A 24467-nucleotide genomic window follows, 5' to 3' on the forward strand; every position below is an offset into this window, starting at 1 on the left:
TCTATTTTTGGACAAATTTAGTAAGCTCTTTCATAATCGTTGAATACGGTTACAAAGTCAGTGTATAGTTAGCCATGTAAATAAAAGGAAAGAGGGATAAAAATGAAAAAACTACTTGCATCGATGGTAACGGCGGCTGCAGTGCTGACTTTGGCGGCTTGCGGAAACAGCAACACAAGCTCTGGGGATTCTGGCGAGTCCTCAAACAAAGTCACGGTCTGGGCATGGGATGAGACCTTCAACATCAAGGCAGTCAATGAAGCCAAAAAAGTATATGAAAATCAAGATGTCGATGTGGAAGTCGTGACGATGTCGCAAGATGATATCGTCCAAAAATTAAATACGAGTCTGGCATCTGGAAATACGGACGGACTACCAAATATCGTTTTGATCGAAGACTACCGCATCCAAGGATACCTTTCTTCTTATCCAGATGCGTTTAGTGATCTAACGGATATCGTGAATGAGGAGGATTTCTCCAGCTATAAATTTGCGGTCAATAAAGTCGACGATGTCATTTATGGGGTGCCATTTGACAGTGGCGTTGCAGGACTATTTTACCGCACAGACTATTTAACCGATGCAGGCTATGAGCAGGCTGATCTCCAAGATATTACTTGGGATGATTTTATCAGCATCGCCAAAGACGTCAAAGAAAAAACGGGTCACGCTATGATGTCGTTAGACCCAAGCGATCTTGGCTTGGCACGAATCATTATGCAATCGGCAGGCGAATGGTATACCGGTGAAGATGGCTCCACCGTAACCATCAAAGACAATGAATCCTTCAAAGCCGGTCTAACTGTCTTAGCAACATTGTTGAATGAAGGCTTAGTTGAACAAGTTTCTGATTGGGATGGCGGGGTCAATGCCGTTCAATCGGGGAATGTCGCTTCTGCGCCAACTGGTGCGTGGTATTCCAGCACGATTCAAGGCGCGGAAGACCAAAGCGGCAAATGGGCGATCGCTCCAATCCCATCTATCGCTGGCGACAGCAATTCAGTCAATGCTTCCAGCATCGGCGGAGCAGGCTGGTACGTGATCAAAGGGGTTGACGGCGAAGAAAATGCCAAAGACTTTTTAGCCAATACTTTTGCTTCAAACAAAGAATTGATGGGTACATTAGCTACCGAGATCGGTTTGGTTTCAACCATGAATGCTGCAGAAGAAACGGAAGAGTATACGTCGGGTCTTGATTTCTATGGCGGTCAAAAAGTCTTCCAAGATTTCTCTCAATGGTCACAAGAAATTCCAGCCGTGAACTACGGCAATCACACCTATGCCATTGAATCTGTCTTGACTGAAAGCTTGCAACGAGTGATCAACGGCGAAGACATCGATAAAGTATTAGAAGAAGCACAATCACAAGTGGAAGCACAAATTGCAAACTAATCGAACAACTTTGCAGAAACTCGTGAGCGATCGCGAGTTTCTGTGTTAAGGGGGAATTACAATGAAAAACAAAACAAAAAATTGGTTTGCAAACGGCAATGCCTTTATTACCTTACCCGTCATTTTGATCACGATGCTGGTCTTTATTCCGATGGTCTCGGCATTGTTCACGTCATTCCAATCAGGACCACCAACAGCGATGACCTTTAACGGTCTTGGCAACTATCAGCGGATGTTGAGCGACTCAACCTTTAAAAAAGCCTTTGGCAATACGTTTTTATACTTATTAGTCCAAGTTCCGATCATGCTCTTTTTGGCGCTGATCGTATCGAACATATTGAATGACAAAAAATTGAAATTTAAAGGGCTGTTCCGCACCGCCTTGTTTTTACCCTGTATCACATCCTTGGTTTCTTATTCCTTGATCATGAAAAGTCTCTTTTCGGCAAATGGGTTAGTCAATAACTTTTTGACACAGCTACACTTGATCGATGCACCGATCCAATGGTTGACAGATCCTTTTTGGGCAAAAGTACTGATCATTTTTGCCATCACGTGGCGTTGGACCGGCTACAATATGATCTTTTTCATCTCAGGCATGCAGAATATCGATCCAAGTATTTATGAAGCGGCAGAGATCGATGGCGCTTCAAAATGGGATCAGTTCTTCAAAATCACGATTCCCAACTTGCGTCCAATCATCCTATTTACCACGATCACCTCAACGATCGGTACGCTGCAATTATTCGATGAAGTTCAAAATATCACTGGCGGTGGACCAGCCAATGCTACGACGACCTTGTCGCAATATATCTACAATTTGAGTTACAAATTCACGCCAAACTTTGGGTACGCCGCTGCGGTCTCCTTTGTTATCGTGATTGCGATCGTGATCTTATCGATCATCCAAACGAAAATAGGAGGAAAAGAAAATTGAAAACAATCTCACTCACTTTAAAATACGTCTTTCTGGCGATTTTGGCTTTCATCTCTATTTTTCCATTTGTTTGGATGATTCTAGGGATGACCAATCAAACCTTTGATATCGTTGCTGGAAAAATCATGATTGGCGATCAATTGGTCATCAACTTCCAAAATCTCTTTTCTTCCGACTTGAATTTTACTCGGGCATTAGGCAATTCCGCAGTGATTGCCGTGATTACGACCGTCTTTGCGCTGTTGTTCTCCTCCATGGCAGGGTATGGCTTTGAGATCTATCGGACGAAAACCAAAGACCGCATCTTTAATATTCTACTGCTGTCGATGATGGTGCCTTTTGCCGCGCTAATGATCCCGCTCTATCGGATGTTCAGCAAGCTTAGCGGCACACCAATCGGGATCAATACCTTCGCTGTCGTGATTTTGCCCTCGATCTGTACCGCCTTTTTGATTTTCTTTTTCCGCCAAAACATCAAGGCATTCCCTAGAGAATTAGTCGAAGCTGCTCGGATCGATGGCTTGAATGAACTGAGTATTTTCTTTAGAGTCTACATGCCGACGGCTAAAAATACTTATGCAGCTGCCGCGATCATTACGTTTATGGGCAGCTGGAACAATTATTTGTGGCCATTAGTTGCCTTGCAATCACCAGACAAACGGACCGTTCCACTGGTTCTTTCGGCTATGGGTGCTTCTTATACACCTGATTATGGCATGATGATGTGCGGCATTGTGATCGCCACACTGCCAACGGCCATCATTTTCTTCGTTTTACAAAAACAATTTGTCCAAGGGATGCTGGGCTCCGTGAAATAATCGGGGCATCAGCGAACAATTATAAAGTAGAGGGTACGATATGATTCTTTTTGACAAACAACTAAACGTCTTTCATTTAAGCAACGATCAAATCAGCTATCTCTTACAGATAGAGGAAGGGGGCAATGTGGCGCACCTTTATTTTGGAAAAAAAATTTCCCATTATTCTGGTGGCTATCGCTACCCACGCCTTGATCGGTCCTTTTCACCTAATCCCCCAGACAGTAGCGATCGGCTTTTCTCATTAGACACCTTGATGCTGGAGTTTCCTGGTAATGGCTTCGGGGACTTTCGAGAAGCCGCCTATACGATTCGCCAGTCTGACGGCAGCCGAGTCAGCCATTTTGTCTTTAGTGATTACCAGATTCAACAAGGCAAACCAGCCTTAGCAGGATTGCCTCAGACCCATGGGGTCGACGACGGCATCGAAACACTGATTCTGTCCTTAAAAGATGATGTGGCGGGACTCGAACTGCAATTGTTTTACACGATTTTTGAGGAGGCGGCAGTGATCGTCCGCTCAAGTAAAATAATCAATCACGGAAACCAGCCTGTTACCATCGAACAGCTGGCGAGTCAAGCCCTGGATTTTCCTAACCGTCCCTTTGATTTGATCCACTTGCCAGGGGCGTGGGCGAAGGAACGCCAAGTGACCCGAGAACCCATCCATCGCGGCATCAAGCGTTTAGACAGCAAGCGGGGTTCCAGCAGCCATCAGCAAAATCCCTTTGCCGTCTTGCTGGAACCTAATGCTACGGAGTTTGCTGGGGAGTGTTATGGTTTTAGCTTGCTGTATAGCGGCAACCATGAAACCATCATCGAAAAAGATCCTTACCAACAAACCCGTGTGATCATGGGGATCAACAGCCATCAATTTGCCTGGCAATTGCCGCCAACTGAAAGCTTTCAAGCCCCAGAAGCCGTGATTGCTTATAGTGAGGCTGGCTTGAATCAGCTGTCAGCCACCTATCATGATTTTTATGATGAGCATTTGATTCGGGGCAAATACAAAAAGCAAGAACGGCCGATCCTGATCAATAACTGGGAAGCAACGTACTTTGATTTCAATGAAGAAAAACTGGATGCCCTTGTTGATGAAGCTAAGGAGCTGGGAATCGAACTGTTTGTTTTGGATGACGGCTGGTTTGGTCAGCGAGAAGATGACCAAACCTCATTAGGCGATTGGTTTGAAAACGAAGGCAAGCTAGCTTCTGGCTTGGCAGGATTTGCCCAAAAAGTCCATGACAAAGGGCTGCAATTCGGGCTTTGGCTGGAACCAGAAATGATTTCTGGTGACAGTGAACTAAACCGACAGCACCCCGATTGGCTGTTACAAGTACCCAATCGCAAGCCAGCACTTAGCCGCAGTCAGTATGTGTTGGACTTTTCTCGACAAGATGTCAGAGACCATCTCTATCACCAGTTAACCCAACTGTTTGATACGGTTGCCATCGACTATATCAAATGGGACATGAACCGCAGTCTGTCGGATGTCTATTCCTTGCTCCTCGATCCTGCCCAGCAAGGGGAGGTCGCGCACCGCTATCTGCTGGGCTTGTATGAGTTCCTAGAGAAACTGACCACTGCCTATCCGACGATCCTGTTTGAAGGTTGTTCTGGTGGCGGTGGGCGCTTTGATGCTGGCTTCTTGTATTATATGCCGCAGATTTGGACCAGCGACAACACCGATGCCATCGCCCGCCTGAAGATCCAATACGGAACCAGTCTGGTCTATCCGCCATCCACCATGGGTGCCCATGTCTCAGCAATCCCGAACCATCAGACCCAACGGGCAACGGATCTAGCGATTCGTGGCAATGCTGCAATGTCTGGCTTGCTGGGCTATGAGCTTGACTTGACACAGCTGACAAAAGAAGAAAAAGCGCAGATCAAAGAACAAATCGCTTTTTATAAAAAACATCGGCGCCTGCTGCAGTTGGGCCGCTTTGTTCGACTGCTCAGCCCTTATGAAGGCAATGACGCCGCCTGGCTGTATGTTTCTCCAGATAAAAAAGAAGCGATCGTCTTTTACTTCCGAGTCTTAGCCGAAGCCTCTGCACCATTGGTTACTTTAAAACTGGCGGGCTTAGATCCTGACCTTACCTATCAAAGTGGGGGAGAGACCTTCGGTGGCGATGAATTGATGCAGCTCGGGTTGTATATCGATCCTCATTTAGCAGGGGATTACGCCACGCAGCGGTTTCATTTTGTTGCAAAAGCGCCTCACGAATGAAAATCAGCGTCCCGTCAAAGCAACATGCTTTGACGGGACGCTTTATTGTGCTGCCGCAAGCATTTGGCTAATGATCGGCAACTGAGAGGTTATTTTTGAACAAATGATTTATTTTTTTCTCGAGAAGTCGTATGATGAAGGAGGAGGCAGGCAGTTTGCTTCTGACAATCAATAAGAGGAGGGTGTTCAACATGGACGAACAGCCACTAGGCAAGGAAACAGAAGCAGGGTTGATCGCTGCAGGATATCGGAAGTATCGTGGCGAAGCGATCGATATTTATTACAACAAAGAAATCTGCACTCACAGCGGCAATTGTGTGCGGGGCAATCCCGCTATTTTTGAAGTTGGACGGCGCCCATGGGTGATTCCTGATAACGGGGAAGCAGCGCAAGCGGCACAAGTGATCCACACTTGCCCCAGCGGTGCATTAAAGTACATATTAAAGGAGGAAGAACCATGGAAATCTTAGAAGAAAACACTCGATTTGTGTTAAAAGACGGCGACAAAGAAATTGGTGAAATGACGTGGTCGGAAGCGGGCGAAACGCGCTTGATCATTGACCATACCTTTGTCGATCCCGCTTATCGGGGCCAAGGTCTGGCCGAAAAATTAGTGGCAAAAGGGGTGGAAAAAGCCCGCAAAGAACAAAAGAAAATCATTCCTTTGTGTCCTTTTGCCAAAAAAGAATTTGAACACAAACCAGAATATGCCGATGTTTGGAACCAATAAATAAAAAAGACCCCCGTCAGCTCAAGCAGGTACCTTTGAGCTGATGGGGGTTTGTGGTATGGCTGATCAATGTTGGAATTGTGCATGGTACAGGCGATAGTAATAGCCTTGTTCTGCTAGTAGTTCTTCATGGGTTCCTTGCTCCACGATTTGACCGGCATCCATCACCAGGATCTTGTCTGCTGCTCGAATCGTTGATAAGCGATGGGCGATCACAAAGCTGGTTTTGCCTTCCATCATTTTCAAGAAAGCATCTTGGATTTTTTTCTCAGTCAGAGTATCAACCGAACTGGTTGCCTCATCCAAAATCAGCATTGGTGGGTTGCTGATCATCGTGCGGGCGATCGTCAAGAGCTGCCGTTGCCCGTCAGAGATCTTGATCCCTTGATGACCGATCGGTGTATCTAGTGTTTCTGGTAGGCGCATCACATACTCATACATATAGGCATGCTTTAAGGCATCGTAGATTTCTTCATCTGTGGCAGTGTCATTGCCGTATTGCAAGTTTTCTCGTAAAGAGGCATCAAAGAGCCACGTATCCTGCAAGACCATTCCGAAGCTTTGCCGTAATTCTTCTCGTTTCAACTGACGAATATCGGTGCCATCGATCTTGATTGCCCCTTTATCGACATCATAGAAACGCATCAATAAATTGACCAACGTCGATTTACCAGCACCAGTTTTTCCAACGATCGCGACGGTTTCTCCAGGTTTTGCGGTAAAAGTGAAATCTTCAATCAATTTTTGACCAGGATCATAAGCAAAAGAAACCTCCTCAAAGGCAATCTCGCCTTTGATCTCACCCAGTGATTGAGATTCTTGGTCATCGGCTGTTTCGGGCTCTTGATCCAATAGCTCAAAGGTTCTTGAAAGTCCAGCCAACGCCGTTTGGATCTGGGTGGTAATTCCCGACAATTCAATGAATGGTTTCGAAAACTGACTGGAGTAGATCGTAAAGCTGGAGATCACCCCAACCGTGACGGCACCTGAACCAGAAAAGTAAAGCAGACCGCCGACAAAGCCGACTGACAGATACGCCAAGTGATCGACGAATCGTGAAAGGGGATTGGTCAAAGAAGAAGAAAACTGTGCTTTTTGCCCCCGGACATTCAATTCTTGGTTGATCGTTTCAAAACGGTTTTGGTTGATGGTTTCTCGATCAAAGGCTTTGACGATTTTTTGATTGCCGATCATTTCCGTAACAAAGCCAGAAATTTCGCCGACGATTTCTTGTTGGCGAGCAAAATGCGATTGAGACGTTCGTGCCACGATCCAGTTGACCAAAAAGATGATCGGGGTCGAAACCAATACGACCAACGTTAAGGGCACACTCATTTGCAGCATGACGACTAAGGCGATCAAGACGACCGAAATACCAGAGAACAGCTGGTTAAAGACTGCAGCGACGGCAATGGAAATATTGTCCATATCGTTGGTAAAACGACTGACGATGTTGCCGTGGGAGTTTTGGTCATAATAGCGTAACGGCAATGTATTGAGATGGGCAAAGCCTTTTTTGCGCAAATCGGCGACGGATAAATACGCCACGCGGTTGCCTAGTCGTTGGATCAACCATTGACTGACCACAGTCACTAAAACCACTCCGGCAAACAAAAGCAAAATGCGATAGAGGGCGCTGAACTGCACTTGATCGGCACCTATCAGCTGATCGACGGCTTGACCGATCTGATACGTCATATAAACCGAGGAGACGCCAGCAGCGATCCCGAGGACAACTGCTGCCCAAGTTTCCTTCGCGTAGGCAGTCAAATAAGGGAGGTAGCGACGAAAGGCCGACCAATCGAATGATTTCTTTTTCATGCTTCTTCCTCCTCTGCCTGTGATGCGACGATTTCTTGGTATTCTTTTGAAGATGCCAACAGCTCTTCATGGGTCCCTTTGCCTACCAAATTCCCTTGGTCTAAGACTAAGATCTGCTGCGCGTCTTGAATGGAGCGAACCCGTTGAGAGATAATGATGACCGTGCCACGAATGCTTTCTTTTAAAGCCATCCGCAAATCAAGATCGGTTTGATAGTCAAGGGCGCTCAGAGAATCATCCAAAATCAAGATATCTGGTTTAGCAATCAACGCTCTGGCGATCGTTAACCGTTGTTTTTGTCCCCCAGAAAAGTTCTTGCCACCTTCAAAAATCGGGGTATCCAGTTGCTGTGGCAAGGCTTCAACGAAGTCACGGCTTTGAGCGATCTCTAAAGCGCGCCAGCAATCTTCATCGGTGGCCTCTTTTTTGCCCCATTGCAAGTTTTCCCGAATCGTCCCCGTAAACAGCACGGCGGTTTGAGGCACCATAGCGATTTTTTGGCGTAATTGCTGTAAAGGCCATTTCCGCACATCGTGACCGTCAACGATCACTTTGCCATCTGCTACATCGTAGAAGCGGGGAATCAATTGGGTCAAGGCAGATTTCCCACTACCGGTTGGTCCAGTGATACCTAAAATAGACCCTGGCGCGACTTGGAAATCAATGTTTTTCAAAGCTAATCCGTATTCTTTTGAAAAGCGGAAATCAACATGTTCAAAGCGAATCGCTCCGACGTTGTTTTTCGGCTGATCCATAAAGACTTCTGAAAGTTCATCGCCGATCGATGGCTCAGTGGTTAACACTTCGTTGATCCGTGAACCTGATGCTGCCGCACGGGTAAAGATGATCACTAAGTTAGAAACCACGATCAATGCTAAGAGCATTTGATTCATGTAATTGACCAGTGCCAGCACTTGTCCTTGCTGCAAATTGCCAATATTGACCTTGAATCCACCGATATAAAACAACGCGATAATGCCGACGTTCATGATCAAGGTGGTGGCAGGCGTCAATAAAGCAGAGAGATTTGTGACCCGTAAATAGACATCACTTAAATCATCAGTTGCTTTATCAAAACGTTTCGTTTCCGTTTTTGTGCGGGCAAAAGCACGAATCACCCGAATCCCGCTTAAATTTTGACTCACTAGTTCGTTTAATTCGTCGAGATGAATTTGAACTTTCTTATATAATGGCACGGTTTTGGCGATGATCCAGAATAAGACGATACAAAAGAGCGGTAAGACGAGTAGGAAAATCAAGCCAGCTTGCCAATCAATGACAAAGGCCATAATCACCGAACCGATACTTAAGAAGGGCGCACGGACCACCAGCCGAATCAGCATTGCCAAAGCAATCTGCATCTGGTTGATATCGTTGGTCATTCGGGTGATCAAGGTATCCGTCCCGAATAAGTTCAGTTCGCTATGGGAGAGGGTGTTGATTTTTTTCATCAAGCGATTGCGTAATTCCGTTCCGAAGCCTTGAGAAGCGACGGAAGCATAATACTGACAGATGACGGCACAGATCATGCCTACCACGGACATCACGATCATCCAGATCGTCATTTCAACGACTTTCGACCAATTGTTTTGCCGCAGCCCCTCATCGACTAAAGCGGCCATCTGCAAAGGCAGGACCAATTCAAACACCGCTTCTAAAAATTTGAAAAACGGACCAAGAATAATCTGTTTGCGATAATCCTTGGCATAGCGTAACAAGCTAATCATAAAAAACCTCCTAAATTATTTCGGATGAGCAGGATGTTCACTGGCTAAACAGGCATAAACCAAACTATCGGTCCATTCCCCCTTGTTCCACCAGTCTTGGATAAAATGTGCTTCTTGGCGTAATCCAATGCGTTGGCAAAGCTTAGCTGAGGCCTGATTGCGGGCGTCTAGCGTCGCTTGGACCCGATGGATCTTCTGACTGGCAAACAACCAGTCCAACAATTCTTTCAATGCTTCTTGAGCAAACCCTTGTCCGCCAAATGACGGATGGAAGGCATAGCCGATTTCAACGGAAGACGGCTGACCAGTAAACCACACCGACAAATCGCCGATGACCGTTTGATCGTGTAGTACCGCCAAAGAAAGGCCTGCTTGGTCCGTCAAGGCGTGCTGTTGGCATTTTTTGGCAAAAGCCGCAGCTGCCGTTTCTGTCTGCCAAGGCTCATGAAGTAAGAATCGGCAGACTTCCGCTTGCCGATAAATAGCAAAGGTATCGGCAAAATCACTTTCTTGAAACGGACGGAGCAGTAAACGTTCGCTTTCAATAAAATCCATAACAGCCTCCAATTCTTTAGGGACATCTTACCATAGAACGAAATAGCCGAAAACATCCCCTGAAAAATCTGTTCATTTTCTTGCAAAAAAAATGTAAATCACTGGAAAAGTCTTTTTCTAGGAAACGAACCTTGCCAGTTGCTGCTCATTTACCACGACTGCCAGCGGGCAAGAAAGGTTTTTTGCCAATCTCTCAAGGGCAAGATCACTCGCTGCATTTGAAAACGGTAGGTTTCCCCTTTATAAGTAAAGCGAATCGGGACGAGCATTCCTACAATAGGATCTTTGTGCTGTTTTTTCAGCTCAGCAAGCGGCACGCTTTTGTGCTGCACGACTTTTGTCGAGAAAAGATTCAACGCCAAAATCGTCAAATGCTGATCATCCAAGACGAGCAGGCTACGGCTGGTGATGGCGTTGAAGGACTGCCATTTTGCATAGCCGATGGCAGCCCCTTCTGTCCTATAGGGGGCTGCTAACGCTTGGAAAGTTTTTTTATTTAAAAGAAACATAGATAGAAAACTCCTTATCAGTTAGAATCAGTTTCGGCGCAAGCAATCAATAATCAATACAGGAAAGCGGTCAGTCAGGTGCAAATGGCTGCAGCATTTGCCGAACTTTTTCAGTATACGCTTGTTTGAGGACTAACGGGTGGATTTCTTTAATAGTTGGACCAAATTGTAAGAGAAAATCAGCCAGAAAACCCAGCTCATTGTCGGCAATGTGCCCCTCTAAGCAAAGCTCACTAGGACGTTCCACCACTGCCATGTCAGGATATTTTTCTTGCCACAAGCGTTCCTTTGCCGATAGATCAAAGCGGATGTGATAGCCCAGTGTTTGTGTCAACACTTGTTGCTGCAGCTGTTTTTCAGCTAACTGCTGTAAGGTATAGCCTGTTTTTTCAGTCGGAGCAAGTCCCTGCATTGCATCACAGCGATAGCGGCGAAAAGCCTGCTTTTGACAATCATAGGCCAAACAGTACCAGTAGCCAGCACGAAAATCCAGCTGATAGGGTTGGACGGTCTTGTTCGTTTTTTGATAACGCTGATAGGTAAATTGGATGACTTGTTCTTGTACGATCGCTGAAAAAAGCGTTGAGAGGATCGGCGCACTCGTCAATTGAGGCACCCCTTGAAACGAAACCGCCGTCTCCATTTTTTCTAACCACTCGGTGTCTCCTTGATAAAAAGACTGCAACAATTTTCGCCGTAGCCCTTGATAGCTCCGATCAAAAGGAGAATCGGTTAATTTTTGTAAGAGCTGCAAAGCAAAGAAAAGGGTATACCGTTCATTTTTATCAAAGTACAAGGGGGTCAGTTGATTTTTCAAAATCTGATAGCCGCCATAACGACCGGTTTCTACCACGAGAGGCAAGCCCAGCTCTTCCAATGATTGGACATCACGGACGGCTGTACGTTTGGAGATTGCGAAGGTTTCCATCAAATCGGCTAGTTGAAAAGTGGTTTTTCCTTGTAAATACAATAGTTCCTGCGTTAAGCGTTCTGATTTTTTCATTTCTTTCTCCAATGGTGCCAAGTTTTGGCAATATTCACAGTTACACTTATGGTAACAAGAAAAGGAGGAACCAACAAATGATCGAACCAAAAATCGCTATGTTTTTAACCTTAGACGGCAAAGCCCAAGAAGCCATTCAATTTTATCAAGAAACACTAGACGCAACCCTCTTATTTGCCATCACCAACCAGGAGTATCGTGAGAGACTTGATCCAACGCTGGAGATTCTTGCGGGACAAGAACAGTATCTTTCTCACTCCATCCTACAGATCGGAGATTTTCAGTTACAGCTGGCAGACAATCCATTAGTTGAAGGAGAGACGATTCAGCGAGGCAATCACTTGTCGCTGAGTTTGACGCTAGCGGAGAGCCAAATAGCTCAGAAGCTTTATCAACGATTGAGGCAAAAAGGCAGTCAGACGATCCAAGCACCAAGTGAGAATGCTTTTGCGTTTTTTTATGCAAGTGTTCGCGATCCCTTTGGTGTAATTATTCAGCTTACTGCCGAAAAAGAAGTTGATCCATCCAAAAAGGGTGAATGAAAAAACTCGTTTTTTAATAAAATATCCATAGAAGTTGACTAATTATCCAAGTTTCTTTCGTTACTAGAATTATTTTTAAGGAATGTTTAAAGGACTTCATAGAAAAAGAATAAAACTTCTTAAAAAAATAGGCGGATCGTAAAAATTCTGGTACAATCGGGGAGAGCAATTCAGGAGAAATGAAGGAGGCACTATGGATAGAAAGACGAGATATAAACAGCAAAGAGCCCACAAAGCGCGCAACAAACGCGTGATTATTGGAGGAATCTTTCTTTTCGCCATTGCAGGCATCGTTTTATTTGCCGGCTATACGTATTATGCAGCAAAAAATTCAGTGGATAAAATGTTTAAAGAATCCGCTGTGATAACCTCTAACAAAGAAAAAGAGGATGGATCACTCAAAACATCCGATGTAAGTTCCAAATTCGGTGTTTTATTGATGGGTGTCGATAATGATGAGGAACGTGAACAAACAGATCATTTAGACAGTGCACGTACAGACAGCTTGATTTACATGGTTTATGATGGCGAAAACAAAAAAATCGATATGGTGAGCATCCCGCGGGATATTTGGACGAATATCTATGATGGAACTGGAACGGGTACAATTTATACGACAGCAAAAATCAATAGTGCCTATACAGTCGGTGAAGAAGATGCCACAATAGAAACCGTTCAAAATTATTTGCAGCTCCCAATCGATTACTACGTAAACGTGAATTTTATTAGTTTTAAAAAAATTATTGATGCAATTGGTGGTGTAACTGTAAATGTCCCTTACGACATAAATCAAGATTATGCCGCAGATAACTCTGGGGAAACATTGATTCCGGAAGGTCGTCAGTTGTTGAACGGTGAGCAAGCTTTGATTTTTGCGCGTATTCGAAAAATGGATACCGATGTTGATCGGGGAAATCGTCAGCAAGAAGTCATTGAAGCAGCAATTCATCAGGCTTTAAAAATTAATAACGTGACGAAATATCAAGAAATTTTAGATTCTGTAAGTAATGACGTAAATACAAACTTTAAATTTGAAGATTTAGTTTCCCTTGCTGGAAATATGATTTCAGGATTTGAAATCAATAGTCATACCTTTGAATGGTATGATGGGGAGTCTTACGATGGTCAGTCTATTGTGTACATCCTAGACTACTCTTACAATGAAATCCGAAACGACATGCTTAAGGCATTAGGCAAGCAGACAGAAGAACAGAGTACCCAAAATCAAAATACAGATGCTCAGACAGGATACGACGATGGGTCTCAAGGCACAGGCTATGGCAGCGAGTACGGTACTGACAACGGAACGGGCTATGGCACGGAGTATGGATCAGATTCAAATTATTAATGAAGTATTATTGTCAGAAGCAAGCCAGGAGAAATCCTGGTTTTTTTGCGTTCAAGAGGGGAGTAAATGGTAAATCTATATCACGAGCCACTTTCGTTTTCATCTAGGAAGTGCAGTGCTATGCTTAAGAAAAGAGACAGCTTGTTACAGCGAGTCCGACACCGAAGGAGGAACCATGATGGAAAAACAGCAAGAACAAAAAGCCCGTAGAATCGTTTTGCTGACCCATGTCTTAGGGTTAATTATGAAAGCCATCGGCTACTTCTTTAGCGGCAGTGCTGTCTTGATGAACGAAAGTATCCATAGTCTGATCGATTGCATCAATCAAGGACTTCTAGCCATCGGTGAAAACCGAGCACAGCGAGGACGCAGTGAACTGCATCAGTTTGGTGAAGGACGAGCGACCTATTTTTTTAGTACTGTAGTTGCCATGACAGTTTTTTTAGGTGGTGGGATTTTAGCGGTTGTTGAAGCCAGCCGTGATCTGCTAGAACCCCACCCACGAAGTGGAACAGCTCCAGCTGGTGGCAGCGATCTTATTTGTCAGTTTGTTCATTGAATTGACAGCTGTTCAAGAGGGGTGGCAAGAAGTCAAAGAACAAAACAAGCAAAACCAGCCCCTCGTCCGTTTCTTAAAAGAAAGCCGCGATTCCGATCTGCTTTTAGGCTTCACGGAAAATTTGTTTGCCTTAGGTAGTGTGACGATCGCCATCGCAGGAATCTTATTGACCGCATTGACGGACAATCCAGTATTTGATTCCCTCGGCGGCATTTTAGGTGGATTGTTGCTGATTGCTGCTGCTGTCTTTTTAGCCAAAGAATTTTATAGCCTCTTGATTGGTGAGGGCGCCTCTGCTTCTGATTTAATGGCGATCAAACAAATTTTAGCCGACCCTGCCATCATTCAAATCAAAGATTTGCGAACTCTCCATCTAAGCCCAGAAGAACTTTTGATCGTCGCCGACCTTACTTTGAAGCTAGCGCCGGATGAAGAACCAAGCACGTTTATTGATACCATTGAGCAGCAAATAAAGCAGGCTTTGCCTGATCTGCGAGTCTATTGCTACATCGAGAGTGAGGAAGTTCCCTCATAAAGTAGAATAAATACGAAGCATTCCACGGTTGGTGATTCATCATTCAACTGAGGAATGCTTTTTTGTGTCGCCGATTTTGAGAATAAAACGATTTATATGAGAAGGGAATAAGATGGGAACATGGATCTCGAGACTATTTTGATCAAAATTAGCAGACGTATCTTTTTCATAGGTTACTGAATAAAATGTTTTTAAATTCTAACTAGATAATGGTAAACTCTTTTTTTTTATTTCACTTGAATTACGTAACCTTGCTTATTTTCTTAAGAACGGTAATTCTCTTTTTTTCAAAGAAGTGACAAATGGTACCTACTACCTTACGATGAATTCTTCTATACTAGGCGTATCAAATGAATTGAGAAAAAGAGGAGAGAAATTGATGCTTGCAAAGATGAATGATGTGATTAAACGCTATGGTGATCAAATGATTTTAGAAAATTTAAGTTTCACGATTCGCAAAGGTGAAATACTTGGCTTGTTAGGACCTAATGGTGCTGGAAAAACGACCACGATCCACTCGTTATGCGGTCTATTACCGATTGATAGCGGAGAAATAAGTATTTTTGGGCAAAAGCAATCGATACACAATCGCAACATTAGACGAGCGATTGGGTTGGTCACTCAGGAGATCACTGTCTGCAATGACTTAACGGTGGTCGAAAATTTGCGCTATTTCGGCAGTCTGTACGGGTTAAAAAAAGAGAGGTTGCATAAAAGTGTTGCAGAAGTGTTGGCGTTTGTTGGCTTAGAAGAGCATGCTAAAAAGAAACCCAAAGCATTATCTGGCGGAATGCAGCGACGGTTGAACATCGGTTGTGCGCTTGTCCATAAGCCCAAATTGTTGATCATGGATGAACCAACAGTAGGAATCGATCCGCAATCACGTAATCATATTTTAGAAGCAGTCAAAAAAATTGCGGCAGCCGGGACAACCGTTGTTTACACCACTCACTATATGGAAGAAGTACAAACAATTTGTGATCGCATCATCATTATGGACTCTGGTAAAGTGATTGCGGAAGGAACGATGCAGGAACTAGTGAAACGATTGCAGCATGAAGAACGCGTTCGCTTTGTCAGCAGCGACCCTTCACCGATGCTTCAAGAAAAAATTGCCTCTATTGCGGGTGTAAAATCCGTTGTTCTGCAAGGAAACGATTATCTAGTAACTTCAAGTTCTGGATCTGGAAACATTCATCGCATTATGGAAATTGCTCAACAACATGGAGCGGTGTCATCTTTCACAGAAGAACGCGCGACATTGGAAGATGTTTTCTTAACCTTGACAGGAAAAAGCTTAAGAGATGGGGGCGGTATTTAATATGATTACATTTGATCGCTTATTTATTCATTATTTTAATCGATTTTTTAAAGATCCAATGAATTTATTGTTCGTCTTTTTGCCATTGGTTTTTGTACTAATTAATGGTTTAGTTAATCAGCAGACGGAAGAAATTGCGGGCTATGATGTTGTATTGACTGCTTCCTCAATTGTGCTGATGCTTTCTTTTCAATTCTTTTTTATGGAAAGTTTTGTGATGGTTTATACAAAGGATCAAAAAACCAGTATGCGGTTTCGTTTAGGGGTTTCACCTGTACCTAAAGGTCATTTTTTTACTGCGATGGCCAGCGGCAGTTATCTGTATGCTTTGTTGCAAGCTACCGCAATCATCGTTATTACATCTTTAGTGTTTCCAACCGACTGGGGGAATCTTGCGATTACAGGATTGACCGTGCTTATGATGTCATGCTTTACACATTTATTGGCTCTTTTTGTTTGTCTCGTGACAAAGACCAATGAAACCGCTAGGAGCACCGTACTGGTATTGCCATGGATATTTATGACCATAGGCGGTGGTGTTGGTTTAGAAATTTCAGGTTTTACATTACCAAAGCCAATTCAACTCTTATTTGACTATAGCCCCATTACGCTAGCAACGAATGCTATTCAAGAGACGACCGTTTTGGCAAAGGGAATTCGATCTTCGGGGTTCTATCTGGCATGCCTCAGCGGTTATCTCGTTGTAACTGTCTTATTGATTATGATTGTAAAAGGAAAGGAGCGGAATCGATAGTGCCGATTTTTATCTATTCGTTGAAGCGAAGTATGCGCAACAAAGCGGCAATAGTAACACAGTTTGTCCTGCCTTTGGTACTGATTTTCTTTCGTCCGCTTTGGCAAAATGAGCAAGCGAATGGCTTAGGCTTGCTTGCTTTGATTATGATGTCCTCCTCTGTCTTTATGACGCAGTCAATCCTCAATGATCGAGAAGATGGGGTCATCGTTCGAATCTTGACCTCCCCAATCACTATGCTTCATTACCTTAGCCAAAATCTCTTATCTGCGGTGTTGCCCCTCATTGTTCAAACGACAATTATTTTAGCTATCGGTAAAGGGTTATATAGTTGGTCTTGGGAGTTGACAGTAGGTCTTTGGATCATCTATACAATTTTTGGTTTTGTTTCGGTTGCTTTTGCCTTTGCCTGGTATACCGTTTTCAAATCGAAGGAATCGACGAACTCGATTTTCATGATTTTCTATTCGATTATTGCCATTATAGGAGGTCTCGTCTTTCCGTTAGAGTTGCTTCCTGAGTTGATCCAACGTTTCAGCATGCTTTTTCCAGCGTTTTGGGTATCGAAAAGTCTCACTGAATTAGTTGGTTATGGAATTAATCAACAATTTTTATTCTTTCAATTGATTCTATTGCTCTTTGCAGGGACGTTCTTGTTATTCGGAGGTAAAAGGAGTCTGGTATGATGATTGTCCCCTCTTTATGTTTTCGGATAGTCCACCTAGTATCTTTTTCAATGCTGATTTTTTTTGCTGGGGATGATCCTCAAGGGTTCTTTTTCACCTTAAGTCTAGTGGTATTTTTTCTTTTTAGACAAAGGGTTAAAAATAGCGATTGGAGTTTGTTGTTAGATAGTACACTGTTAATCATCCTCGGCAATAGTATGCCATTTGTCTTATTCATTATCGGTAGCTGCCTGATTTTGTTTCAAGCGATTTTTGCCGGTTACTATTTTTCTTTGCTTTTTGTTTTTTATCCTTTGCTAATCCAAGAGCATTCCTTTTTTATCTATGTTCTTTTTTCTGAGGGATGTGGACAATTATTAAGGCTATGGCAATGCGAGCGAAATCAGCGCTTTGTCGCTGCAAATGAAGCAGCCAAATCTTTTCAAGAACATTTGAAATTGCAGCAAGAGCTTCAGTTTGCTCTAAAAGAGGTGGAACAAATGACGGCAGTCATGGAGCGAGCAAGGATCGCTCGCGATCTTCATGACAACGCGGGACATGCGATTATTGGGGCATATATTTCTTTTCAGACGATCCAACCACTGCTTCGATTTGAAGATCCAGAAATCGGAGAACTATATGATACGGCTTTGAGTCATCTTTCTGATGGCGTTGAAAAGCTAAGAGAAGGAGTCCACAACATTAGCACAGTCAATAGGTTAGGTATCGATAGATTAACAGAAATTTGTGATGATTTTTCTTTTTGTCCGATCACATTTATTGCATCTGGTGATAGTACAAAAGTTTCTAGCAATGCTTGGCAGACTCTTGAGTCTTGTTTAAATGAAGGGCTGACAAATATCGTAAAGCATTCAGCTGCGAAAAAAATTACTGTTGAGTTAGACATTACGCCTTATATTGTGCGTTTGAGTATTGAGAATGATGGTATTGTCAGTAAAGATCCTTCTCCTGGGATCGGGTTGAGAAATTTGCGGTATCGATTGAACGCAATTGGTGGTCATTTCGCCGTAGACTCGCAAGAGACATTTAAGGTGATTGCTATTATTCCCATTTTGCAAGTTGCCGATGGTAAAATCAGAAAGGAGGAATCGCACAATGAAACTACTGATTGTTGATGACGATATACTGATCCGCAAGAGCTTGTCATTTGCATTAGCCAGCGAATCGGATATAGAAGTAGTAGGGACAGCTCCAGATGGAAGTACGGCAATAGAGCAATGCAGAGTTCATCAGCCAGATATCGTTCTGATGGATATTCGAATGCCGGGAATTGATGGGATTAGCGCAACCCGTTTGATCAAGAAAAGTCATCCGCTTACCAAGGTCATGGTCTTGACGACTTTTGCCGATAAAAAAAATAGTCTGCAGGCATTAAGTGCTGGGGCTGACGGCTATCTAGTCAAAACAGATAAAATCGCGTCAATTGCGCAAAAGTTGCGTTTGTTGTATGAAGGAACGAGCATCATTGATGGGCCAGTACTACCTCACTTAACACGTCCAGAAACCTCATTGCTGGAAAAATTATCGCCTCGAGAATGTGATATTGCCCGCTTAGTTGCACAAGGGCTGACCAATAAAGAAATCGCTAACCAGCTATTTTTAAGTGAAGGAACGATCCGTAATAAAACGATCACCATTATGGAAAAGCTGGCAGTCTCGAACCGAACACAGCTGGGGATTGCCTATTATGAGGAAAAGAATCAAAAGATATGAGTAATACACTATTTCGTAAAATGATTCCGTAACCAGTTGTTATAAGAGGTCAGAAACGAATAATTTATGTCAAAAAACAACAAGGATGTTTTCTTTCTTGTTGTTTTTTGTTAAAATAAAGTAAGGACAGCAAGCGTTCTCTTTTTAAAGTTATTTTTTTGCTAGAGTTGTAACATTGTAAATCACAACATAGCAAAAGCTTAGATTATTAAGAAAACACCGAAACGAGTACCTGTTTGGCATTACTGACATGCTGCCCAATCGTCACCAAAAGCGGTGGTGCTAATTTTGTTACGTCTGTTTTTTTACACCACTTGTGAAGCAAAATCCTTTGCGAACATCTTCATCCATGATAGGTTAGAAGTAGGCCGGATGGTTTTTTCACAAAGTACGTACATAGAAAGATCACTTGCGACGATTAAAAGCAGCTGCTTCATTGCTCGCAAAATGATCGATGCTCAACACACATACCTATTCCCTCAGCCAGTCAACCTGCGCTTGCTTTTCTTATTGGTTATATTCCCTTCACTCAGCAATTGTCTGAACCGATTCAAATCAAAAAATGACTGTGCAAGGTATCTGTACCGATTTATCCCTTCAGAAACGTGGAAACCCTCGGCAAGAAGTTTATAATTTAAAGGAGGAATTTGATGGAAAAATTTTACCAGCAAAAGACTGAAGAGACCTTGAAACATTTTGAAAGTGACCGCAAGCAAGGCCTAAGCGGGAAAGAAGCCGACAAACGCTTAGAAAAATACGGAGAAAACACGATCCAGCAACAAGAATCCCTTTCTGTATGGGAATTGCTGTGGCATAACTTGAACAACTTGATTGTTTATTTATTGCTAGCAGCTGCGTTACTCTCTTTTGCGATGGGGGAAACGATTGAAGGAATTGCAGTATTGATTGCCGTGGTGATTGCTGTAATGACAGGCTTTATCACAGAATTACGAGCACAAAAATCAATTGATTCTCTTCAAAGCATGATTTACACTACCGCAAAAGCGATTCGTGATGGAGAAGTAATGGAGATCGAGTCGGCAAAAATCGTTCCAGGCGATATTCTCGTTCTGGAAGAAGGGGATGCCATTGCGGCAGATGCCCGCTTACTTGAAACGAGCAACTTTGCCTGCATCGAATCAGCGCTAACTGGTGAGTCAGAAGCTGTTGAAAAAGATGCACGAGAAACCTATGAAGAAGATGTTCCACTAGGCGATCGCCGCAATGTCGTTTTCGCAGGAACTGCGGCAACTCGGGGAAATGCCTATGCGGTAGTGACAGAAACCGGTATGAAGACCGAGGTCGGAAAAATCAGTGACATGCTGACGGGTGACAAAAAGCGTCAAACGCCGTTAGATATCGAATTGGACAAGCTAGGAAAAGCAATCATTATTGCCGCGCTTTTTGCTGCGGTGGCAGTTTTGATCGCTGGGGTCTTGACGAATCAACCTTTTGTCGAAATGATCCATATCTCGATTATTTTGGCGGTCGCAGCGATACCTGAGGCAATGCCAGCCGTTTCGACGATCACATTGTCCCGAGGCATGCGGACGATGGCCGAGCACAAAGCACTGGTCAAATCGTTATCAGCTGTTGAGACCCTGGGCGCCACCAGTATTATTGCCAGTGACAAAACGGGGACGCTGACAGAAAACCAAATGACGGTTGCTGAGATCATTTTAGGTTCAGGAGAAATGTTCAAAGTGACAGGAAATGGGTATGAACCCAACGGAAAATTTTACAAGGCAGACTCGGAGGATGAAACCGAGATCGATGCAGCCAATCATGAGGCGCTGCAAGGGATGATCGAAAACGGTGCTTTATGTACCACCGCCACTTTACGTGAAAACGAAGGGCAATACGAGATCCTCGGTGATCCAACAGATGGGGCGTTTGTCGTTTTAGGTCAAAAAATCGGCATCGATCGCCAAAAAGAGAAGGACAGCGGGCTGAAGAAAATCGCAGAAATGCCCTTTGATTCCGACAACAAATACATGGTGACCGTGTATGAAGGAAAGCAACGGACATTGATCATCAAAGGGGCACCAGATGTCTTGATTGATTTAGCCGATGCGGATGCCAAAGAAAAAGAACAGCTTCATGAATACAATGACACGTTAGCCAGTCATGGGCAGCGAGTGATCGCTGTCGGTTGCATCAAGGATTATCAAGGTGGAACGGACGAAGCAGAGCTGAAAGCAGCACTGCAGGAAATCAAGATCCAAGGCTTTGCGGGCATCGTCGACCCGCCGCGAACAGATGTCAAAGAAGCAGTGAAGGTCGCACAAGAAGCGGGGATTCGAGTGAAAATGATCACCGGGGACCATCCGAAGACGGCATCCATGATCGCCAAAGAAATTGGCTTAAAAGACCATGAAAAAACCATGACGGGTCGTGAGATCGATGAATTGGCAGGGCAAGAAGGCTTTAACGAAAAAATCGAAGAAGTCGCTGTCTTTGCTCGAGTTTCACCAAAAAATAAATTACAGCTTGTGGAAGCGTTGCGTGAAGAAGGCGATATCGTTTCAATGACTGGCGATGGGGTCAACGATGCGCCAGCACTCAACGGCGCCGATATCGGGATCGCCATGGGGATTCGTGGGACAGAAGTAGCCAAAGAATCTTCCGATATGATTTTGACGGATGACCGTTTTGGAACGATCGTCGATGCCATCAAAGAAGGACGCATCATTTTTGACAACATCAAAAAATATGTTTCCTTCCTGTTCTCTTGTAATATGGTTGAGATCGTGACGATCTTTCTAAGTGTCATCTTCTTGATGCCTATGCCAATCCAACCGCTGCATATCCTTTTCTTGAATCTAGTCATCGATATTGCTCCAGCCATGGCGTTAGCCTTTGAACCAGCTGAAGACGACATTATGAAGCGCCAGCCACGGTCGAAAGCTGATGGCCTCGTTAACAAGCGCTTCTTAGGACGCATTATTTTAAGTGGGGTCGTGATTGGTTTGGTGGCGTTTGGCTTCTTCAACTTCCTGATGCTGACGGATCACGAGTTGCTTTATGCACAAACAGCAACCTTTACCTTTATGGCAGTGGCGCAATTGATGCATATTTTCAACGTTCGTAAGAGCAGCGGTTTTGGTTTAGACAAAACCCTCTTGAAAAACAAACCATTGATGGGGGCATTGCTCCTTTCCGTCGGCTTACAGCTTTCAGCGGTCTATGTACCGTTTATGAATGAGCTATTGGATACGATGCCGATTCAAGCTGGTACGTGGGGCATTATCTTCGCTGCTGCAGCGATCTCTACACTGATCGTGATGGGCTTGAAGAAACTCTTCCAATTAAAATAAAATAAATTCTCCAGTATTTTCTCAATACCGGAGTAACGAAGACCCGCAGCCTAATGGCGCAACTTCGCCAAAGGATTCTTGATTCGATCCTTGATGAAGTTCGCCTAGCTGCGGGTCTTTTTTGCTTACTCTTTACAAGCAAAAGAAAATGATTTATACTTGACTAGTCAACAGTTGATAAGTCAACGATGAAAGGAGCGGTTTATGCAATGAATTTACGTGAGCTAAGCGGATTGCTGTATCGGATGAAAATCGTGAATCAAGAATTAACGGCGATCTTTGAAAAAGAGACTGGCTTTAGTCTGACCCGTTATCAGTTGCTGCAGTTTTTGAATGAGCAAGGACGCTGTACCCAAAATCAAGTACAGAATGAATTGAAGATCGATAGTGCAGCGGTCACTCGGCATTTGAAGATTCTCGAAGAAAAACAATTTGTGACACGGGAACGAAACAAAGACAATAACCGCGAGATTTTTGTTTCTTTGACACCGAAAGCACAAGCCGATTTGGCTAGTTGTGCTTCAAAGCATGCCAGCTCTGAGGAGTCGTTAGGCATCAATTTGACCGAAGAAGAAGAAGCACAGCTTCTAACATTACTTATGAAATTAGTTCCATGAAAGAAGGCAAACCCATGACAGAATACAGCAATAACAATTTTTCAGAGATCACCTTTGGCCGAAAATCGGTTCGTGTCTATGATGAAACCTACAAAATCCCCCATGAAGAAATGTTGACCATGATCCAAGAGTCAACGACAGCACCTTCCTCAGTCAATATGCAGCCTTGGCGCTTTGTCGTTGTGGAAAGCGATGAGCAAAAAGCAAAATTGAAACCGTTGATTCGTTTCAACGTCCGACAAAATGATACCTCTTCTGCAATGGTCTTGATTTTTGGCGATATGCTTTGTCATGAACTAGGAGAAGAAATTTATAACAAAGCAGTAGCAGAAGGCAAAATGCCAGCGGAAGTACGTGACCAACAATTAGCAGCGATCATTCCGCATTACGAAAATCTTACAAAAGAACAAATGAATGATGTGGTGAAGATCGACGCTAGTTTAGCAGCGATGCAATTTATGTTAGTTGCGCGGGCGCATGGCTATGAAACCAACCCAATCGGCGGCTTTGAAGCAGATCAATTAGCCGAAGCTTTTGGCTTAGACAAAGAACGTTATGTTCCTGTCATGATCCTTTCAGTCGGAAAAGCCAAAGAATTAGGCTATGAATCCGTTCGGTTAGACGCAGAACAAATTACGACATTTCTATAAGAGGAGGGAAAACGATGGAAATCATCAATGCAACGTTTTACATCAAAGAAGAAAAGCGGGCAGATTTTTTAGCCGCTGTTACGCCATTATTAGCATCGGCGAGAGCTGAGGAAGGCTGCCACGGCTATCATCTCTATGAATCATTGGAAGAGAACAATCGGTTTGTCATGGTCGAAAAATGGGCGAATCAAGAAGCGATCACCGCTCACAATCAAAACCCGCTGCTGCAACAATTATTCCAACAAATGCCTGACTTTGCAGCCAAACCGAGCGAGATCGTTGTCGCTCATCAAGGAGAATAAAGATGACGATTTTATCGACGATTTTGATTGTACTGGTTGCCTTAGAGTTTTTCTATATTCTCTATTTAGAAACATTTGCCACTACGTCCAAAGCAACAGCGCGGGTCTTCAACGTGACGAAAGCAGAACTTGAACGACCGATCGTCGTGACCTTGTTCAAAAACCAAGGGGTTTACAATGGGCTGATCGGTTTGGGGTTACTGTATAGTATTACCTTTGCTTCAGCGCCATTGGAAATCAGTCGCTTGCTGTTGATCTACATTATCTTAGTGGCTGCATATGGCAGTGTGACTAGCGACAAGAAAATTATTTTGACCCAAGGCGGTCTAGCGATCCTTGCCTTGCTGTCCACCTTTTTTTAACCAATAAAAGAAGAAGTCCCTCGATCGAAGAAAGCT

At 43.8% G+C, this 24467-nt stretch carries 22 protein-coding genes and 2 pseudogenes; 19 read left to right on the plus strand and 5 right to left on the minus strand.

All coding sequences use genetic code 11. The features are described 5' to 3' along the window. Nucleotides 1-102: 102 nt before the first annotated feature. The 6 genes and pseudogenes from IGI71_RS05560 to IGI71_RS05585 all read left to right on the plus strand — a co-directional run bounded on the left by IGI71_RS05560 (nucleotide 103) and on the right by IGI71_RS05585 (nucleotide 6110). The gene (locus IGI71_RS05560; RefSeq protein ID WP_005234924.1) at nucleotides 103-1392 is read left to right on the plus strand and encodes an ABC transporter substrate-binding protein; all 1290 of its coding nucleotides are present in this window, start codon (nucleotides 103-105) and stop codon (nucleotides 1390-1392) included. Between the two features lie 61 nt (nucleotides 1393-1453). Then, a complete protein-coding gene (locus tag IGI71_RS05565; protein WP_005225588.1) occupies nucleotides 1454-2329 on the plus strand; it encodes a carbohydrate ABC transporter permease in 876 nt (291 codons plus the stop codon). A 2-nt stretch (nucleotides 2330-2331) separates the two neighbouring features. Next, nucleotides 2332-3147: pseudogene (locus tag IGI71_RS05570) on the plus strand (carbohydrate ABC transporter permease); the annotation flags it as partial. Between the two features lie 40 nt (nucleotides 3148-3187). Continuing rightward, complete coding sequence (locus tag IGI71_RS05575; protein ID WP_142967149.1) at nucleotides 3188-5380, plus strand: alpha-galactosidase; 2193 nt, start codon at nucleotides 3188-3190, stop codon at nucleotides 5378-5380. Nucleotides 5381-5571: 191 nt separating this feature from the next. Continuing rightward, on the plus strand, nucleotides 5572-5850 hold the full coding sequence (locus IGI71_RS05580) for a (4Fe-4S)-binding protein (protein WP_015509363.1): 279 nt from the start codon (nucleotides 5572-5574) through the stop codon (nucleotides 5848-5850). After that, nucleotides 5838-6110, plus strand: a complete 273-nt coding sequence (locus IGI71_RS05585) for a GNAT family N-acetyltransferase (RefSeq protein ID WP_142967150.1) — start codon at nucleotides 5838-5840, stop codon at nucleotides 6108-6110. The genes IGI71_RS05580 and IGI71_RS05585 overlap by 13 nt, the downstream gene beginning before the upstream one ends. Nucleotides 6111-6176: 66 nt before the next feature. On the opposite strand, the gene IGI71_RS05590 is transcribed toward IGI71_RS05585, so the two are convergent. The 5 genes from IGI71_RS05590 to IGI71_RS05610 all read right to left on the minus strand — a co-directional run bounded on the left by IGI71_RS05590 (nucleotide 6177) and on the right by IGI71_RS05610 (nucleotide 11725). Further along, the gene (locus IGI71_RS05590; RefSeq protein WP_010747846.1) at nucleotides 6177-7931 is read right to left on the minus strand and encodes an ABC transporter ATP-binding protein; all 1755 of its coding nucleotides are present in this window, start codon (nucleotides 7929-7931) and stop codon (nucleotides 6177-6179) included. Beyond that, nucleotides 7928-9658: an ABC transporter ATP-binding protein gene (locus tag IGI71_RS05595; protein WP_142967151.1), complete on the minus strand. Its 1731-nt coding sequence runs from the start codon at nucleotides 9656-9658 to the stop codon at nucleotides 7928-7930. Before IGI71_RS05595 ends, IGI71_RS05590 begins: the two co-directional genes overlap by 4 nt. 15 nt (nucleotides 9659-9673) lie before the next feature. Then, the gene (locus IGI71_RS05600) at nucleotides 9674-10213 is read right to left on the minus strand and encodes a GNAT family N-acetyltransferase (protein WP_142967152.1); all 540 of its coding nucleotides are present in this window, start codon (nucleotides 10211-10213) and stop codon (nucleotides 9674-9676) included. A gap of 149 nt (nucleotides 10214-10362) precedes the next feature. Continuing rightward, nucleotides 10363-10722, minus strand: a complete 360-nt coding sequence (locus IGI71_RS05605; RefSeq protein ID WP_142967153.1) for a hypothetical protein — start codon at nucleotides 10720-10722, stop codon at nucleotides 10363-10365. A 70-nt stretch (nucleotides 10723-10792) separates the two neighbouring features. Further along, complete coding sequence (locus IGI71_RS05610; protein ID WP_142967154.1) at nucleotides 10793-11725, minus strand: helix-turn-helix transcriptional regulator; 933 nt, start codon at nucleotides 11723-11725, stop codon at nucleotides 10793-10795. A 77-nt stretch (nucleotides 11726-11802) separates the two neighbouring features. Here IGI71_RS05610 and IGI71_RS05615 point away from each other — a divergent pair, with 77 nt between their 5' ends. From IGI71_RS05615 to IGI71_RS05675, 13 genes and pseudogenes are all read left to right on the plus strand, one after another. Beyond that, the gene (locus tag IGI71_RS05615; protein WP_142967155.1) at nucleotides 11803-12267 is read left to right on the plus strand and encodes a VOC family protein; all 465 of its coding nucleotides are present in this window, start codon (nucleotides 11803-11805) and stop codon (nucleotides 12265-12267) included. A gap of 193 nt (nucleotides 12268-12460) precedes the next feature. Further along, nucleotides 12461-13615 (plus strand): LCP family protein, encoded by a 1155-nt coding sequence (locus IGI71_RS05620; protein ID WP_430616206.1) that lies wholly within the window; start codon nucleotides 12461-12463, stop codon nucleotides 13613-13615. A 175-nt stretch (nucleotides 13616-13790) separates the two neighbouring features. After that, nucleotides 13791-14709 (plus strand): annotated as a pseudogene (locus IGI71_RS05625) (cation diffusion facilitator family transporter). Nucleotides 14710-15088: 379 nt separating this feature from the next. Continuing rightward, a complete protein-coding gene (locus IGI71_RS05630) occupies nucleotides 15089-16030 on the plus strand; it encodes an ABC transporter ATP-binding protein (RefSeq protein ID WP_228095026.1) in 942 nt (313 codons plus the stop codon). Between the two features lies 1 nt (nucleotide 16031). Further along, nucleotides 16032-16784 carry an ABC transporter permease gene (locus tag IGI71_RS05635; protein ID WP_228095025.1) on the plus strand — a complete coding sequence of 251 codons (753 nt, stop codon included), beginning with the start codon at nucleotides 16032-16034 and terminating at the stop codon, nucleotides 16782-16784. Continuing rightward, nucleotides 16784-17470 carry an ABC transporter permease gene (locus tag IGI71_RS05640; RefSeq protein ID WP_430616207.1) on the plus strand — a complete coding sequence of 229 codons (687 nt, stop codon included), beginning with the start codon at nucleotides 16784-16786 and terminating at the stop codon, nucleotides 17468-17470. Before IGI71_RS05635 ends, IGI71_RS05640 begins: the two co-directional genes overlap by 1 nt. Nucleotides 17471-17628: 158 nt before the next feature. Continuing rightward, nucleotides 17629-18585: a sensor histidine kinase gene (locus tag IGI71_RS05645; RefSeq protein ID WP_430616208.1), complete on the plus strand. Its 957-nt coding sequence runs from the start codon at nucleotides 17629-17631 to the stop codon at nucleotides 18583-18585. After that, the gene (locus IGI71_RS05650) at nucleotides 18566-19183 is read left to right on the plus strand and encodes a response regulator transcription factor (RefSeq protein ID WP_016608142.1); all 618 of its coding nucleotides are present in this window, start codon (nucleotides 18566-18568) and stop codon (nucleotides 19181-19183) included. Before IGI71_RS05645 ends, IGI71_RS05650 begins: the two co-directional genes overlap by 20 nt. A 650-nt stretch (nucleotides 19184-19833) precedes the next feature. Next, a complete protein-coding gene (locus tag IGI71_RS05655) occupies nucleotides 19834-22500 on the plus strand; it encodes a cation-translocating P-type ATPase (RefSeq protein WP_430616209.1) in 2667 nt (888 codons plus the stop codon). Nucleotides 22501-22709: 209 nt separating this feature from the next. Next, nucleotides 22710-23117 carry a MarR family winged helix-turn-helix transcriptional regulator gene (locus IGI71_RS05660; protein WP_008378808.1) on the plus strand — a complete coding sequence of 136 codons (408 nt, stop codon included), beginning with the start codon at nucleotides 22710-22712 and terminating at the stop codon, nucleotides 23115-23117. A 14-nt stretch (nucleotides 23118-23131) separates the two neighbouring features. Continuing rightward, nucleotides 23132-23767, plus strand: coding sequence for a nitroreductase family protein (locus tag IGI71_RS05665; protein WP_008378805.1), 636 nt, complete (start codon nucleotides 23132-23134; stop codon nucleotides 23765-23767). A gap of 14 nt (nucleotides 23768-23781) precedes the next feature. Then, nucleotides 23782-24069, plus strand: coding sequence for a putative quinol monooxygenase (locus IGI71_RS05670; RefSeq protein ID WP_016608137.1), 288 nt, complete (start codon nucleotides 23782-23784; stop codon nucleotides 24067-24069). A gap of 2 nt (nucleotides 24070-24071) precedes the next feature. Then, nucleotides 24072-24431, plus strand: a complete 360-nt coding sequence (locus tag IGI71_RS05675; protein ID WP_016613516.1) for a DUF1304 domain-containing protein — start codon at nucleotides 24072-24074, stop codon at nucleotides 24429-24431. Nucleotides 24432-24467: the final 36 nt, after the last annotated feature.

The organism is Enterococcus sp. DIV1279b (assembly GCF_050531515.1).
GTDB classification, from domain to species: domain Bacteria; phylum Bacillota; class Bacilli; order Lactobacillales; family Enterococcaceae; genus Enterococcus_D; species Enterococcus_D casseliflavus.